At 74.3% G+C, this 14,653-nt stretch carries 11 protein-coding genes; 3 read left to right on the plus strand and 8 right to left on the minus strand.

Annotated features, from left to right (window positions below):
* Positions 1–969 precede the first annotated feature (969 nt).
* The 3 genes from mscL to FRCN3DRAFT_RS54845 all read left to right on the plus strand — a co-directional run bounded on the left by mscL (position 970) and on the right by FRCN3DRAFT_RS54845 (position 6,045).
* The gene (gene mscL / locus FRCN3DRAFT_RS0205610; protein ID WP_007516981.1) at positions 970–1,410 is read left to right on the plus strand and encodes a large conductance mechanosensitive channel protein MscL; all 441 of its coding nucleotides are present in this window, start codon (positions 970–972) and stop codon (positions 1,408–1,410) included.
* A gap of 452 nt (positions 1,411–1,862) precedes the next feature.
* Positions 1,863–3,521, plus strand: a complete 1,659-nt coding sequence (locus FRCN3DRAFT_RS0205615) for a S1C family serine protease (RefSeq protein ID WP_027140291.1) — start codon at positions 1,863–1,865, stop codon at positions 3,519–3,521.
* A 709-nt stretch (positions 3,522–4,230) separates the two neighbouring features.
* Positions 4,231–6,045, plus strand: a complete 1,815-nt coding sequence (locus FRCN3DRAFT_RS54845) for a hypothetical protein (protein ID WP_198939429.1) — start codon at positions 4,231–4,233, stop codon at positions 6,043–6,045.
* A gap of 33 nt (positions 6,046–6,078) precedes the next feature.
* Here the strand turns inward: FRCN3DRAFT_RS54845 and FRCN3DRAFT_RS0205625 are convergent, their stop codons facing one another.
* From FRCN3DRAFT_RS0205625 to FRCN3DRAFT_RS0205660, 8 genes are all read right to left on the minus strand, one after another.
* Complete coding sequence (locus FRCN3DRAFT_RS0205625; protein WP_007516976.1) at positions 6,079–6,726, minus strand: response regulator transcription factor; 648 nt, start codon at positions 6,724–6,726, stop codon at positions 6,079–6,081.
* A 136-nt stretch (positions 6,727–6,862) separates the two neighbouring features.
* On the minus strand, positions 6,863–7,732 hold the full coding sequence (locus tag FRCN3DRAFT_RS0205630; protein ID WP_007516974.1) for an MOSC domain-containing protein: 870 nt from the start codon (positions 7,730–7,732) through the stop codon (positions 6,863–6,865).
* Between the two features lie 184 nt (positions 7,733–7,916).
* Complete coding sequence (locus FRCN3DRAFT_RS0205635; RefSeq protein WP_232793930.1) at positions 7,917–10,058, minus strand: copper resistance protein CopC; 2,142 nt, start codon at positions 10,056–10,058, stop codon at positions 7,917–7,919.
* Positions 10,059–10,146: 88 nt separating this feature from the next.
* The gene (locus tag FRCN3DRAFT_RS0205640; protein WP_007516970.1) at positions 10,147–10,896 is read right to left on the minus strand and encodes a YcnI family copper-binding membrane protein; all 750 of its coding nucleotides are present in this window, start codon (positions 10,894–10,896) and stop codon (positions 10,147–10,149) included.
* Between the two features lie 274 nt (positions 10,897–11,170).
* Positions 11,171–11,821 (minus strand): hypothetical protein, encoded by a 651-nt coding sequence (locus FRCN3DRAFT_RS49195; RefSeq protein WP_027140292.1) that lies wholly within the window; start codon positions 11,819–11,821, stop codon positions 11,171–11,173.
* Positions 11,822–12,032: 211 nt separating this feature from the next.
* A complete protein-coding gene (locus FRCN3DRAFT_RS0205650) occupies positions 12,033–12,932 on the minus strand; it encodes a metal ABC transporter permease (RefSeq protein WP_007516967.1) in 900 nt (299 codons plus the stop codon).
* Complete coding sequence (locus FRCN3DRAFT_RS0205655; RefSeq protein ID WP_007516966.1) at positions 12,929–13,792, minus strand: metal ABC transporter permease; 864 nt, start codon at positions 13,790–13,792, stop codon at positions 12,929–12,931. The genes FRCN3DRAFT_RS0205650 and FRCN3DRAFT_RS0205655 overlap by 4 nt, the downstream gene beginning before the upstream one ends.
* Before the next feature lie 58 nt (positions 13,793–13,850).
* Complete coding sequence (locus tag FRCN3DRAFT_RS0205660; protein ID WP_051466655.1) at positions 13,851–14,630, minus strand: metal ABC transporter ATP-binding protein; 780 nt, start codon at positions 14,628–14,630, stop codon at positions 13,851–13,853.
* Positions 14,631–14,653: the final 23 nt, after the last annotated feature.

Below are 14,653 nucleotides of genomic sequence, written 5' to 3' on the forward strand. Positions count from 1 at the left end.
ACCCATCTGTCTCCGGGTCCTCGGCTGGCCTGACCCGCCCGGCCGGTCCGCGGTCGCGGTCGCCCCAGCCGTCCTGGCGACCCGTGCCACCCGAGGCACGGGCGTCGGTGTCCTGGTAGCCGCCGCGCCGGGGCGCGGGGGCGCCGTCCCGGTAGCCACGGGCGGGTCCGGTGCCTCGCGGGGCGGCTCGTCCGGGCTCCAGGCCCCCGGCCTGTCACGGTCGCGCCCGGCGTACCCCTGCTCGCCTCCGGCGCGCCCGCGGCCGCCCTCGTAGCCCGGCCGGCCGCCTCCCGGGTGGCCGGCGCCGTCCGCCCGGCCAGCGCCGCGGCCGCCGGTTGGGCGGCGGGCTTCCGGTTCCTCGTAGTACTCGTCACGCTGGTATGACGCGCGCCCGTAGCCGTCCTGCCGGTATCCGTCGGTCTCGTCAGCGCGACGCCCTGGCACCGCGGGCCGACGCGGGTCGGGCGGGCCGGGCCGGCGAGCACCGTCCGTCACCAGGCAGCCTCCATCCGGGCCTCACGCCAGCTTTGCCTCACACCGGTGTACCACCGGCGTTGGTTCCCCATTGCGGCAGGTCCTGATCAACCGGACCTTCGTCGCCCACAGAGCATTCAGCATGCCACTGGGCATTTCGATCGCAAAGCCGTCGTCCGAGCACCAACGCGGATAGGACGACGAAATCATGACGGATTGCCGTCCACCGGGCACGCGGAGGAGACCAGTCGGTCACGCAACGCGGTCGCATCGATCCGGTGCCCCACCTCGATGCCCCCGGCTTTCGCTCGGTTCAGGCCGTCCAATCGGGCGTTCGAGACATTCGTCTACGGTGGCCAGTCAGATGGCGCCCGGCCCGCACCCACGTCCGCCCCGGCGGCCGCGGGGAGCGGGACGGCCCGCCCGCGCTCGGGCGGGCCTCGCCCCACGCGGGTCACCGACCGGTGCCTGAAGGACAGATACGAGGGGGAGCAAATGCGGGACCTGCTCAAAGGGTTCAAGCAGTTCATTTTGCGCGGCAACATCATCGACCTGGCCGTGGCGGTCGTCGTCGGTACCGCGTTCACCGCGCTGGTCACATCGTTGGTGAAGAACATCTTCACGCCACTCATCGCGGCGATCGGCGGACAGCCGAACTTCTCCACCCTGCACTTCAAGATCCACAATAGCGTGTTCGCCTACGGTGCGTTCATCAACGACCTGCTCACGTTCCTCATCGTCGCCGCCGTGATCTACTTCATCGTCGTGATGCCACTGGCGAAGCTCGCCGAGCGGCGCACGCGGGATCAGGTGCCGGTCGAGGAGGAGCCGGTGCTGTCCGACGAGGCCCGGCTGCTGATCGAGATCCGCGACCTGCTGGCCGCCCGTGAGCCCGGCACCGGCACCGGCACCGGCCTGACCAAGTCGAACCTGTGACGGTCCCAGCCAGACCAGTCTGACCTGCTCTGACCTGACGGGCCGCCGCCAGCCGACGTGCCGGTCTGCGTCGATCGCGCCCGGGACCCCGGCGTCTCGACATCCGCGATACCGTGCGCGCGGGTCGGTGGCAAATGCCGCCGGCCGCCCCAGCGGGGAACGGATGACAGGGCGGGTGGTGGCGGGCGGGGCGCGATCCGGTCCAGCACGGCCATGCCGGTCGCCCGGTTCACCCAACCCACGGCCGCGCAGGCGGCGGCCTCAGCAGCCATCGGGGACAGCCCGCCACGCGGTGGACGGTGGGCGGCAGGACAGGAGGGCGCCGGGCGCTGTCGGCAGACCGACCGCGCCGGACCCGCCTGTCCGATAACCGATAGCCTATGGAGACCGCTTAGCGGAAACGTTGGATGGATTTCAGGAATCGCTCAGGGTCCGCCGGGAAAGTGCATCTCATGACAACGCGTCCCACCTTCAACACCACCGCGCCAGGCAACAACGACGCGGAGGGCCGGCCGATCGATGCCCGGGAGGTGCCTGACGCCGCGTCCGAGTACCGCTCGCCGTGGGCCCCGCCTGTGACGGCCTCGGCCGAGAACACCGGACCCGGCGCGGCTCCCCAGGGGCCGCCCGGCGGGTTCGGGCACATGCCCTACGCCGGCGGCGCGAACCCGGCGACCGGCCCCGTCCCGGTCGGCGCCGCGACCGGCGGCCTCCCGACGCACGCGGTGTTCAACACCGAGGGCACGCCGGGCCCCAACAACCCGCCAACAGGCCCCGGGCAGGGCTCCCCGTGGGGCCCGCCATCCCCGCAGTCGCCACCGTCACCGCCATCGCCCTGGTCGACGGGCCAGCCTTCCGGCCAGCCGTGGACGACCCCGCAGTACCCGCCACCCAGTGGTGGGTACGGCTCGCCCGTCGGCCCCGGTGGGCCGGGCGGGCCGGGCGGGCCGGGCGGGCGGAACACCGACTCGGCGCGCTCCGGCCCGCTGGGCGGACGGCGCCGGCTGATCGCCGCGGCGATCGCGCTGGTGCTCGTCAGCGGCGGCATCGGCGGCGGCGTCGGCGCCCTGGTCGCCGACAGCAACGGTTCCGCCTCCCAGGTCGTCACCAGCTCGGGGCTGACCCGCGACACCGACAACTCCCCCGTCGCGCCGGCCGCCGACGGCACCGTGAGCAAGGCCGCGCAGGTCATCCTGCCGAGCGTGGTCACGATCTCCGAGGTGTCCAGCAGCGAGGCCGGCACCGGGTCGGGCATCATCATCCGCGCGGACGGCTACATCCTGACCAACAACCACGTCGTGTCGGGCGCCTCCAGTGGCGGGTCACTCACTGTGACGCTGCAGAACGGCGAGCAGCTCGACGCCACCGTGGTGGGTACCGACCCCAGCTCCGACCTCGCGGTCATCAAGATCAACAAGACCGGCCTCACGGCCGCGACGTTCGGCGACTCGGACGCGCTGCAGATCGGCGAGCTGGTGGTCGCGGTCGGCAGCCCGCTCGGCCTCAACGGGACGGTCACCTCCGGCATCGTCAGCGCCGTGCACCGGCCGGTGCGCACCGGCGACAGCGAGGTGCAGGACCAGAACGCGGTGCTCGACGCGATCCAGACCGACACGGCGATCAACCCGGGCAACTCGGGTGGCCCGCTGGTCAACAGCAAGGGCCAGATCGTCGGCATCAACAGCGCGATCGCGACCGTTGACAGTGGTGGCGGCGGGTTCGGTCAGCAGCAGCAGCAGTCCGGCAACATCGGCGTCGGCTTCGCGATCGGCAGCAACTACGCGCAGAAGATCGCCCAGCAGCTGATCGCGACCGGTCACGCGACTCACCCGTACATCGGCGTGAGCGCGTCGGACACGGGCAACAACCAGACCGGCACCGGCGGCGCGGGCGCCCAGATCCGCTCGCTCGTCGGCGGCGGCCCCGCCGAGCAGGCCGGACTGCAGGTCGGCGACGTCATCACCAAGCTCGACGACCGGGCGGTGGCCGACACCGACTCCCTGATCGCGGCGGTGCGCGCACACGAGATCGGCGACACCGTCACCGTCACCTACACCCGCGATGGCCAGACCCACACCGACCAGGTCAAGCTGGCCCAGCAGCCGCAGTAGGCAGGCGGCGCGACAACCCAGCGCCCGCGGGCAGGGAGGCCAGACGGCCCCCGCGGCCGAGGGACGGGCACCCGAGCCCGGCCGGTGGCGACCACCGGCCGGGCTCGCCGCCTTCGGACCTTCGGACCGGCGCCCTGGGCGTTGCCCTTCGGCTTCTGGCGACCGCCAATGGCGGCCATGCCGCGAATACGCGACGGAATCGCCGGCTTTCATTCGAGCTTTTCCCACCAGCTCCACCACGGATCATCAGATAATGATTTTCCGGATCCGGCGACCGCCATGTGGCGCGGATTTGGCGCACACCGAGGCCGCTCGGACCCCGCCCAGAGCGGCCCGGCGGGCAGCGGCGGCGGCGGCGTCCCTCGGGGCGACTTGTCCCGTAACCGACGCGGTTCACCCAAGAACCTGCTGTACGTCCGGTAGCCCCAGATGAGACCATGTTCGGGAGTGGGGCGTCACGGATCGGCACCTGATGGGTCGAGTACGACCATCACCGTCAAGTCCGATGGGCTGTCGAACGCGCGACACGGCGATCTTCGCAAGCTTCACGCCCAAGGAAGGCCTGGCTCCTAATATTGGTGCGTCCGACAGAACGACAGGAGTGGCGGGCGATATGGGCGGCGACGCGGACCTAGTGGCACGAGTACGCCGCGGCGACCGTCAGGCGTTTGACGATCTCTACGATCGGTACGCGGACGACGTCTTCTCGATGTGCCTTGTGGTTCTGGGGGACCCGACGGTCGCCCGCGCCGCGGCCGGCACGGCGTTTGCCCTCGTGGCCCGCACCCGGATGAACCCGCTGAGCGAGCCGGATCGGCTGCGGTCGTGGCTGCTGGAGCTCGCCCGAGGCAGCGCGCTGGCCTGGTCCGGGTCGCCGCAGGCTCGTAGCGCCCCCGTCCCGCACGGCGTCAGCGCCGAGGAGATGATCGACGGGGCCGTGGTGCCCGCGCCGACCAGCCTGCGCGCCGGCCTCGCGCGCACCTTCGACCGGGCAGCCAGCGCCGCCGCGCATGAGCGGGCCGCCCAGGAGCGGCTCGCCTCCCGCACGGGCTACGGCCTGGAGTCGTCCTCGCTGCCGATCCGCACCACCGGCGCCGCCGTCGCGATGGCTGGCGCCGCCGCGTTCGCCGAGCCGAACGCGGACGACACGGACACGGACGCCGAGACCCGACACGACGTCGCGGGGGCCGTCGGCCTTGGCGCCGTGGCCGCGGCCGGGCTCACGGACGCGCCCACCGTCGCCTCCGGCGCGGCCGGAGACGTCGGTGTGGCCGCGGCCGGTACGGGACCGGCCGGCTCGAACCTCGCCACGGCGGCGGCGGGCAAGGGGACGGCGGCCGGCCACGCCCAGGGCGGGAACCTCGCCCAGGCGGCCGCCGACAACGTGACCAAGGCCGCCCACGGGACCACCAAAGGCGTCGGCGCCGCGCACGACCACGGCGGGAACGCCGCCCAGGCGGCCGCCGACCACCTGACCAAGGCCACCGGTCACGGGGCGGCGGACGCCGCCGGAGCACACGGCCACGCCGTCAACCTCGCGAAGGCCTCCGATGGCGGCTCCGCGGCCAGCCATGGCAACGCCGAGGCCACCCAGGCCGCGGCCGGCCACGGCAACGCGGCGGACGCCGCCGCGCAGGCGCGGTCGTCCCAGTATCAGAGCGCCGTCGACCCGGTCACCAGCCCAGTGCGGCTGCCCGACGACGACGTCGACCCACCGACGGTGGACGTCGACCTCAGCGAACTCCCCGCGTCGAACGTGGTGCCGTTCCCGGCTCACCGCCACGACGCCGACGGCCACTACTACGCGGACGGCCAGGGCGCGCCGCTGGTGCCGATCGACGGCGCCGAGGGGCGCCGTCGCCACGGGCCGGACTGGCGTACCCGCCCGGCGATCGCGGTCGCCGCGTCGTTGGTCGTGGCGGTCGCGGGCATCACCGCCGCGCTCAACTGGCCGGCACCGACGGCCGAGCTGTCCGCCCAGGACTTTCCCGACGTCGCGATCGTGGCGCCCTCCCTGGAGGTGGGCAAAGCGGGCGGCGACGCGTCGACCAGGCAGCCGACCCCGCCCGGCCCGACGGCCGCACCGACCGTCGGCGCCACCAGCCGCCCGGACCCGGGCGGCAAGCCGCGGCTCGTCAGCGACGACCGCCCGATCGCCACGACGACGCCAGCGCCGCCGTCGCGGGCGGGTGCCTCGTCGGCGCCCGTGACCACCCCGCCGCCTCCGCCGACCACCACCAGGGGCACCAGCTCCACGCCGTCGCCGACCCGCACGACGACCTCGCCGACGCCGTCGCCGACCCGCACCACCACCTCGCCGACGCCGTCGCCGACCCGCACGACCACCTCGCCTCCGCCAGGTGACGGCGGCGCTCCCACCACCGCCCCGCCGTCGACCTCCTCGGCACCGACCACCACGCCGCCGGCGCCACCCAAGACGACGAGTCCTCCGGCCAGCGCGCCGGACAACGGCACGGCGTCGCTTTCCGGGACCGGTGGCTCCGGAGCCACCGCCAACATCTAGCCCTAGCGTGGGCAGCCAGGCCGGCCGAAGCGGCTAGGACTCGCGGAGGTAGGTCAGGACGGCGAGCACGCGGCGGTGGTCGCTGCCGGACGCCTCCAGGCCCAGCTTGGAGAAGACGTTGGAGATGTGCTTCTCGACGGCGCCGGCGCTGACCACCAGCTCGCCGGCGATCGCCGCGTTGGAGCGTCCCTCGGCCATCAGCCGCAGCACCTCGCGCTCCCGCGGGGTCAGAGCGGCCATCGGGTCGTCGCGCCGGGTACGGACGAGCAGCTGCGCGACCACCTCGGGATCCATCACGGTGCCGCCCGAGGCCACTCGCCGGACCGCGTCGACGAACTCCCGGACGTCGGCGACGCGGTCCTTGAGCAGGTAACCGATGCTGCCGGCGCCGTCGGCGAGCAGCTCGGCGGCGTACTGCTTCTCGACGTACTGGCTGAATACCAGCACCGGTGAGCCCGGCACGGTGGAGCGGGCTGTGATCGCGGCCCGCAGCCCCTCGTCACGGTTCGACGGCGGCATCCGCACGTCGACGACCGAGACGTCCGGGCGGTGCTCGATGATTGCCTCGACCAGGGCCGGCCCGTCGCCGACCGCCGCCACGATCTCGCACCCCGCGTCGGTCAGCAGCCGGGACAGTCCCTCCCGCAGCAGCACCGAATCCTCGGCGATCACGACCCGCACGAGCCCTCCCGGTCCTGGTCCATGGTCGGCAAGCCGCCACGGCGCATCGCTGGCACGCCTCCGGCCGCGCGAGGCTTCGCCATTGTCGCGCGGCCCCTCGGCGTGGTCGTTCTCGAGACTCCCGGCGCTGACGGCGTTACGCGGGCGGCGGCGGAGTCACTGGATCGCCAGGGCGCACCGTGCCTGCGCCGCGCACCTGGACGTAGATGCCGCATTCGGTATGACCGTAGTGGTCGGAAAGCTCCTTGACGACCTTGAGGTCACGCTCGGCGGTATCCGGATTGACGGTGGTCGCGGCGCAGCGCCGGGTGACGGAGAGCACCTGGGCCCGCACCGGGCCCAGGGCGATCTCCCGGCCGACCCAGTCGCGCTCGGCCCAGGCCGGGATGCCGTCGACGTAGACGTTGGCCCGGAACCGCAGCGGGTGGACCGGTTGGCCGACCCGCTGGGCGAGGTCGCGCACGGATGCCAGGTTGACGACCGAGACCGCGCGCATCAGGTCCGGCCCGCCCGGCCCCGCGTCGGTGAACCGGTGCCCGCCATGGGCCTCGACCAGCCGGGGCAGCGCGCGGACCCCGTCCGGACTGTTCAGGCCGGGCGAGCCGTCCGTTCGGTTACTCCGAGCAGCGGCGTCGGACGTGCCGGCGGTCGGTGCGGCGAGCGCGCCGAAGTACTCCTCGACGGCGCGCCGCCCGGCCGCGGTGCCGAGGTCGGCCGACCAGCGGCGCGTGCCGTCGTCGACGCTGAGCTGGCCGGTAGGCGGGTCGTAGCCGGTGCGGACCCTGGCGAGCGCCTCGTCGCGCTGCAGCATCAGGAACCGTGTCTTGTGCAGCGCCACCGGACGTTCCTCGTCGAACTGGGTGTCGGGCAGCGCGAGCGCGAACAGCCGGTCGCCGGGGACGCCCTCGCCGACGCTCAGCGCGACCTCGTCGATCGGCTCGGCGGACAGCCCTTTCACCGGGTACCGGTAGAGCTCGGTCACCAGCGGATCAGCCGAAGCACCCATCTATCCGCTCCCTCGCCCGTCCGCCGCCGTCCGGCCGCCTGCCGCGCGACGGCGACGCGGTCTCACGCGGCAGAGGCGGCTCGCTCGGCGGCGCGCATGTCCGACGCTACCGGGCATCGGGCGGCTTCTTCACCGTGGCTCTCGCAGCGCCGTCGGCCGGCGGGCTCACGGCGCTGCCCACGGGTCAGCGGACGCGGTAGGTGACGATCGTGGAGTACTGGTCGAAGTCATTGATCCGCAGGGTGATCGTCATGCGCCAGTCGCCCGGGAGCGGGACCTGCGCCTCCTGGGTGGTCAGCACCCCGGTGCCGGCCGCGACCACCGGTACGTCGAGCGGGCCGACCTGGGCCGCGGGGAGCGACAGCGTCACCGACGCCTCGACCAGCCGCTGTAGCTGGCCCTGTGGATCACGCACGGTGACCTCGACGCCCTCCAGCCCGATCCGGGTGGGTGATACCCGCACGTCGACCGTGAGCGGTCCGGCGACGGTCGTCGTGTGGAACGGCGGCGCGTACGAGTTACGGCCGGGGACACGGTTGATCAGAACGACGGTCACGGCCAGCACGGCCACCGCGATCACCGCTTCGGCGACCACCCCGCGCCGCAGCGCGGCGAGTGCCCCGACGGTGACCTCCTCCCCGGAGTCGCCCAGGTCGGGCGCGGTGCCCGCCCCGGTGCCCTTCGGGTCGTCCCGCGCGCCTCGCCGGCGGGCGGTGCCCGCGACCACCGCCTCTGTCTCGGGTGTCATGGCCAGCGCGACCCGACGGTAGTGGCGCCTGACCCAGCGCTGGGAGACGTAGCCGATCCCGAGCATCGCCAGCACGAACCAGAGCTTGTAGAGCAGCAGCCGCCCGTAGTCGGTGTCGAACAGCGCTGGCAGCGTGCCGACCTCGCGCCACGCCTGGTAGGTGCCGCTGACCACGATCGCGGCGACCGCGGCCATCGCCGTGCGCGACCAGCGCGGGAGCACCGAGGCGAGTTCCGCGGCCCGGTCCGCGGGCACCGGCACGGCCTCGGCGCCATGCTCGTCCAGGTAGGCACGGGCGGCGTCGAGGTCCGCCTCCTCATCGGCCTCGCCGCTGTCTCCCCGCTCGATGGTGGAGGCCCAGCCGGCGGATCCGCCTCGTCCGCCCGTCGTCGCGGCCTCAGCGCCTCGCCGGTCGATCAGCCCGGCGGCGAGCGTGGCCAGACCTCCCAGCCAGATCGACATGGCGAGCAGGTGCACCGTCACGCTGCTGGCGGCGAGCCAGGACCACGAGCCCGCGCCCGCGTGCCCGACGAGCGCCGTCGTCGCGGCGACCGCGACGGCGAGGCCGCCGAGCTCGGCCATCACCCAGGGCGACGGCCGCTGGGCGCCGGTGGCCGGTGGCCGGGCGGCGGCTGCGTCGTCGGCGGTGGCCGCGGTGGCCGACAGCACGCCTCGCAGCAGCGGAAGCGCCAGCAGCAGGGCGAGCAGGTGGATCAGGGTGAGCCGGCCGTAGCGGTCCCCGAGGGTGGCACCGAGCGGATCCCAGCGTGCCAGTGCCGAAAGCCCGAGTCCGCCGGTGTAGACGCCCTGGAGGAGCAGACAGGCGATGGACCCGACGAAGGCCGCCACCCAGCCGGCGGCGACCAGCCGCCGGGGCGCGGGCCGGCGCAGCCCGGCCGGCCACAGCGCCGCCAGGAAGAACACGGCGCCGAGCAGCAGCGCCATCCCGGCGAACGCGACCAGCCGGGCGAGACCGAAGGTGAACCCGGTGACCGCAGACCCCTTCGGCGTCGCGCTGGCCGCCGCCGCGGCGCCAGCCGCCGGGGCCTCACCGATCCCGAACGCGTAGCCGCCCGCGATCGGATGGCTGTCGGCGGAGACGACCCGCCAGCTGACGAGGTACGTCCCGTTGGGCAGCCCCGGCTTGAGGGCCACGGTCACGTCGGAGCCGTGCGCGCCGCCGTGCGCGCCGCCGGTGTCGATCCGGGTGCCGTGGGTGTCGATGACCCGGATCGAGTTCGCGTCGGTTCTGACGGGCTCGCTGAAGCCAAGCGTGATGCTCGTCGGCGCGGTGGCGATGGCGGTGCCGCCGGCCGGGGTGGCCCGTTCCAGGATGGCGTGCGCCCAGGCCGGCGCGGCCGCGCCACCGACGACGGCCAGCGCCGCCGCGAGGGTCAGCACCAGCAACGTCCCGGCCCGGCGGCGACGATGCCCGGCCGCCGCGACCCGGCGCTGAGGACGACGGGCCGTCGGGCCGGAGCCTCCCGTCGGAGCCGTCGGCGCATCGGCCGTGGCGTCCGGCCGAGGTTGCCGGGAAGAACCCGGCGAATTCGCCGCCATGCCGGTTGTACCGCTCATAACCTTCAGTCTCTTCCTGTTACCGCTCCCGGCGGGCCTGCCCGCCCGGTGACCGTTCCACCGGGCGGGCAGGCCGCGCGTGCGCGCGTCAGCCGCCCGTGCCGGCGCGGCGCCGGGAGGTGGCGAGGGCGAAGCCGGCCGCCGCGAGCCCGAGCACGCCGACGACCAGCCCGGCGATCCCCAGCCCGCGAGCCGTGCCATCCGACAGGGACGCCGTCCCCGTCAACGTCGAGACTCCCGCAGGCGTGGCGGCGGCCGTGGCCCCGTTGCCGGTGTCCTCGGACGCGGTGGTCAGGGCCAGGGCGGGTGCCGGGTGCTCCGGCTCCGGCTGACCGGCCGCGCTCGTGTCGATCCAGCGCACGATCTCGCCGTCCGAGTAGGTCTGCAGCGTCTTGAAGGTGATCGACGAGACGCCCTCGGGCAGCGGGCCGGCCGAGACGACGAAGGTGTCGAACTCGCCTGGCCTGATCCCGGCGGAGCCGTCCGCGGCGGTCCAGATGATCTCGGTGACCACCTCGTTGACCTTGTCACCGTCGTCGGTGACCACCGGTTTGCTCGGGGCGCCCCTGCGGACCTCGTAGGTCCAGCCCGCCTTCGGCTGCACGCTGACCGACGCTATCGGCGTGTCGGTGGGGAACGCGACGTCAAGCTTGGTGGTCGACGCGGTGTCGCTCTCGGTCGGCACCTTGAACGCCAGCGTCGTGTAGCCGCCGGCGGGCGCGCTCGTCGGGGCGACGGAGACGTGTGCCGAGGCGGGCAGCGCCGTCGCGACGACGGCTACGGTTCCGGCGGCGAGCACGCCGGCGGCCCGGACGACCCGGGACATGGTTCGGGACATCGTGGTCCTTCCACGCAGGTGGACGAGCGATTGGCAGGGGAGGGCCACCCGTTGCCCAGGGACCGTCATGGCGGTCTCGCCCTGGACGGTCGCTCATGGGCCCGGTCGCCCAAGGGGGCTCACGGGTGGCGGCGAGGCGCCCACCGGTCGGCCCTGCTCCGCCGCGCGGTGGCGACGGAGCACCGGCCCCGGTCATGGGATGTGCCTCGTTGTGGCGTGCCGCGCCCCGTACCCGGCCGTCGTCTCCTGGGCGTCAGAGCCTCGAGCCTCGGAGTCAGGCGGGTGTCAGGGCGCCCCGCGACACGGGCGGTCCGCGCCGCCGCGCCGCCCGGCCGACTGGCGCGTCCCGCGGCGAGACCGGTGGCGTGGCCGACCAGGCCGACCGAGCCGGCACGCCGGCGTTCATGGCCGCCGGCAGGGCCGTGATCGCCCGGGCCAGCAGGCGCCGCAGCAGCGCCACCGCGCCGGCCAGCGGGCCGAGGACGCGCGCCGTCAGGTGGCCCGAGGTGGCGCGCAGCGTGGCCACGGCCCACAGCACCTTCTCGGCCCGGTGCAGCAGGGCGCCGGTGACGACGACCGCGACCAGGTGAGCCAGGATCATCAGCCAGGAGCTGGCCAGGTAGTGCCCACCGCCGTAGGCGAGCAGCTCCGCCGGGGCCACCACATGGTGATGCTCCGGGTTCGCGGCCCGGTGGCCGCTCAGGACGAAGGCGACGTGCAGCCCAAGCTGGGAGCCCGCCAGCGCGACCAGCACCGCCGGCAGACCGCGGCGACGCCCGGCCACGCCGTACGCCAGCCGGATCAACAACGCGCCGGCGACGACGACCAGCACGCCCGCGGGCGGCGCACCGCCGGCGGCGGCGTGCGCGGCGACCCCGAGACTGGTCGAGGCTCCGCCGGCGACGACCGCTCTGACGAGCCGCACGCCCGGGGCGGTGGGGTGCCCAGCCAGGGGGTGCCCAGCCAGCGCATCAGGCCACCGCGGACCGGTCACGCCGGGCGACCGGCGCGCGCGGGCCCGACCAGTCGTCACGACGGTGACTCTGCCATAACCCCAACGTTCGCCACTATTGCCCACGCAGTCGGCCAGGCGTCAGCTGTCCCGCCGAGCCGGCGAAGGCCACGCCGGATCACCCTCAGCCGGCCGCGGTGGGCTCCACGGCCGGGGAGCGGGACGTGACGAGATGGACGCGGGGGGCGACGAGCAGCGAGAGGGCGAAGAAGGCGGCGATGGTGAGCACGATGGCACCACCGGCGGCGACGTCCCACTGGGCGCTCACCGCGAGGCCGATGACGCTCGTGGCGACTCCCAGGGCCATCGACAGGGCGGTCATCGGGCCGGTGCGGGCGCACCACAGCCGCGCGGTCGCCGCCGGGCCGACGACCAGCGCGATCGCCATGATCGTGCCGACGGCGGGCACCGTGGTCACGACCGTCACCTCGACCACGAGCAGCACCACCAGGTCGAGTAGCCGGGCCGGGTAGCCGGCGGCCCAGAGCGCCGTCGGGTCGAAGGCTCCGAGCAGCAGCTCCTTGCGCAGCGCGGCGAGCACCGTGAGGACGACGGCGGCCACGACGGCGGTGATGGCGAGGTCCGCCGTGCCGACGGTCAGGATCGAGCCGACCAGGAAGGCCGTCAGATCCTTGGTGAAGCCGTCCTGGGCGGACATCAGGGCGACGCCGAGCGCGAACCCGCCGGACAGGACGACGCCCGTCACGCTGGACAGGTCACGCCCGCCGCGGCCGGCCGGAGCGGCCGAGGGCAGGGCACCGCCCCCACCGCGCGCCCCCGAGACGGCCGCGACCACGCCGACGACGAGCAGCCCGAACAGCCCGGCGCCAAGGACGAGGTGCACGCCCAGCAGCGCGGCGACGACGACGCCGGGGAACGTCGCGTGGGTCAGCGCGGTGGTCAGGAAGCTCAGCCGCCGCAGCACCACATGCACCCCGACGGCCCCGCAGAGGACGCCGACCAGCACGGCCTCGGCCAGCGCGCGGCGGGTGTAGCCGTCACCGAGGGTCTCCCACAGCCTCATCGCGTCTGCCGCGGGCGCAGCCGGGCGCGGGCGGCGGCGGCCGCGAGCGCGAGCAGGTAGGCGGCGACGAGGACCAGCACGACGGTCGCGCCGGTCGCGAGCCGGATGCCGTGGTCGACCGAGATCCGGTAGCTGACCAGCAGACCGAGCCAGCCACTCGCCATCCCGAGGGCCACGGCGACGGCGACGATCACGACGATGCGGTCGGAGAGCAGCCGTGCGGCCGCAGCCGGGACCACGATCATTGCGATCACCAGGACGGTGCCCACCGCGCGCACCGCGGCGACGACGACGAGCGCGATCGCCAGGTTGAGCGCCAGGTCGAGCGCGGCCACCCGGTAGCCGGCCGCCCTGGCCGACTCCGGGTCGAACGCGACGAGCAGTAGCTCCTTGCGCAGCGTCGCCAGGATCGCGAGCACGAACGCCGCGACGACGGCGGTCGTCACGATGTCGGCGACGCGCACGGTCAGCACTCGGCCGAACAGGAACGCCGTCAGGTCGGCCGTGTACGACGAGCGCCGGGACACCAGCACGACGCCGATCGCGAAGAACCCGGTGAGCAGGATCGCGAGCGCCGCGTCCTCGCCGACCCGGCGGGTCGCCGCGAGCAGGGTGAACAGCCCCGCCGCCACGCAGGCGACCACCAGGGCTCCCGGGAAGATCCCCGACTGCCCGCCGAGCAGGAAGCCGACCACGACACCCGGGAACACGGTGTGGGTGAGCGCTTCGGTCAGGAACGCGAGCCGGCGCAGGAGCACGAACACCCCGACGACGGCCGCGAGGCCGCCGAGCAGCAGCAGCTCGACCAGCGCCCGGACGAGATAGGGCCGCTCGAACGGCGTGATCAACAGCTGGCTCACTGCGCGGCTCCGCGGGACGGCCCAGGCGGGCCACCCCGCCGGGCCCGGCGGGCCGAGGTCATGGGCGGGCCACGATGACGCCGTGGGCCCCCAGCTCCACCGCGGCGCCGCCGTAGGTGGCGCGCAGCAGCTCGGGAGTGAGGGTCGCCGCCGGCGGGCCGAACGCGAACTGGTGCCGGTTGAGCAGGCAGACGTCGTCGCAGGCCAGGTGCGCGAGCGCCAGGTCATGGGTCGAGATCACCACCGCGGTGCCCGCGGAGGTCAGCCGGGCGAGCGCCGCGAGCAGCGCGTCCTGGGAGACCGCGTCGACGCCGTTGAACGGCTCGTCGAGTAGCAGCAACCGCGGCCGCGCCGAGATCGCCCTGGCCAGCAGGACCCGCTGGCGCTGCCCGCCCGACAACGTTCCGAACCGGTCGTGGGCACGGTGCTCGAGCCCGACCGCCGCGAGCGCCTCCTCGGCGGCGGCCCGGTCGTCGGCGCCCGGCCGGCGCACCCAGCCGATCCGCCGGTAGCGGCCCATCAGCACCACCTGCGCGACGGAGACCGGGAAGTCCGCGTCGAGGGTGTCCGCCTGGGGGACGTAGCCGACCTCGCGGCGAGCCCGGGCCGGCGCCTGGCCCAACACGGTCACCGAGCCGGACACCACCGGGACCAGGCCGAGCACCGCCTTGATCAGCGTCGACTTGCCGGCACCGTTCGGGCCGATCAGCGCGACCGTGCGCCCGGCCGGCACCCGGCCGGTCACCCGCTCCAGCGCCGGGGTACGGCCGTAGGCGACGGTCGCTTCCGAGAGCACCAGCGCGTCCGGCGCTCCCGCGGCGGCCGGTTCGGCCGGCACGGCCGCGTCGGCGGGCCGCGCCA

This window comes from Pseudofrankia saprophytica (assembly GCF_000235425.2).
Taxonomy (GTDB): domain Bacteria; phylum Actinomycetota; class Actinomycetes; order Frankiales; family Frankiaceae; genus Pseudofrankia; species Pseudofrankia saprophytica.

Coding starts and splice junctions, on each gene's coding strand:
- FRCN3DRAFT_RS54845 (WP_198939429.1), top strand. CDS start 4,231: ATGTGCCTTGTGGTTCTGGGGGACCCGACGGTCGCCCGCGCCGCGGCC.
- FRCN3DRAFT_RS0205635 (WP_232793930.1), bottom strand. CDS start 10,058: ATGAGCGGTACAACCGGCATGGCGGCGAATTCGCCGGGTTCTTCCCGG.
- FRCN3DRAFT_RS0205640 (WP_007516970.1), bottom strand. CDS start 10,896: ATGTCCCGAACCATGTCCCGGGTCGTCCGGGCCGCCGGCGTGCTCGCC.
- FRCN3DRAFT_RS0205650 (WP_007516967.1), bottom strand. CDS start 12,932: ATGAGGCTGTGGGAGACCCTCGGTGACGGCTACACCCGCCGCGCGCTG.
- FRCN3DRAFT_RS0205615 (WP_027140291.1), top strand. CDS start 1,863: ATGACAACGCGTCCCACCTTCAACACCACCGCGCCAGGCAACAACGAC.
- mscL (WP_007516981.1), top strand. CDS start 970: ATGCGGGACCTGCTCAAAGGGTTCAAGCAGTTCATTTTGCGCGGCAAC.
- FRCN3DRAFT_RS0205630 (WP_007516974.1), bottom strand. CDS start 7,732: ATGGGTGCTTCGGCTGATCCGCTGGTGACCGAGCTCTACCGGTACCCG.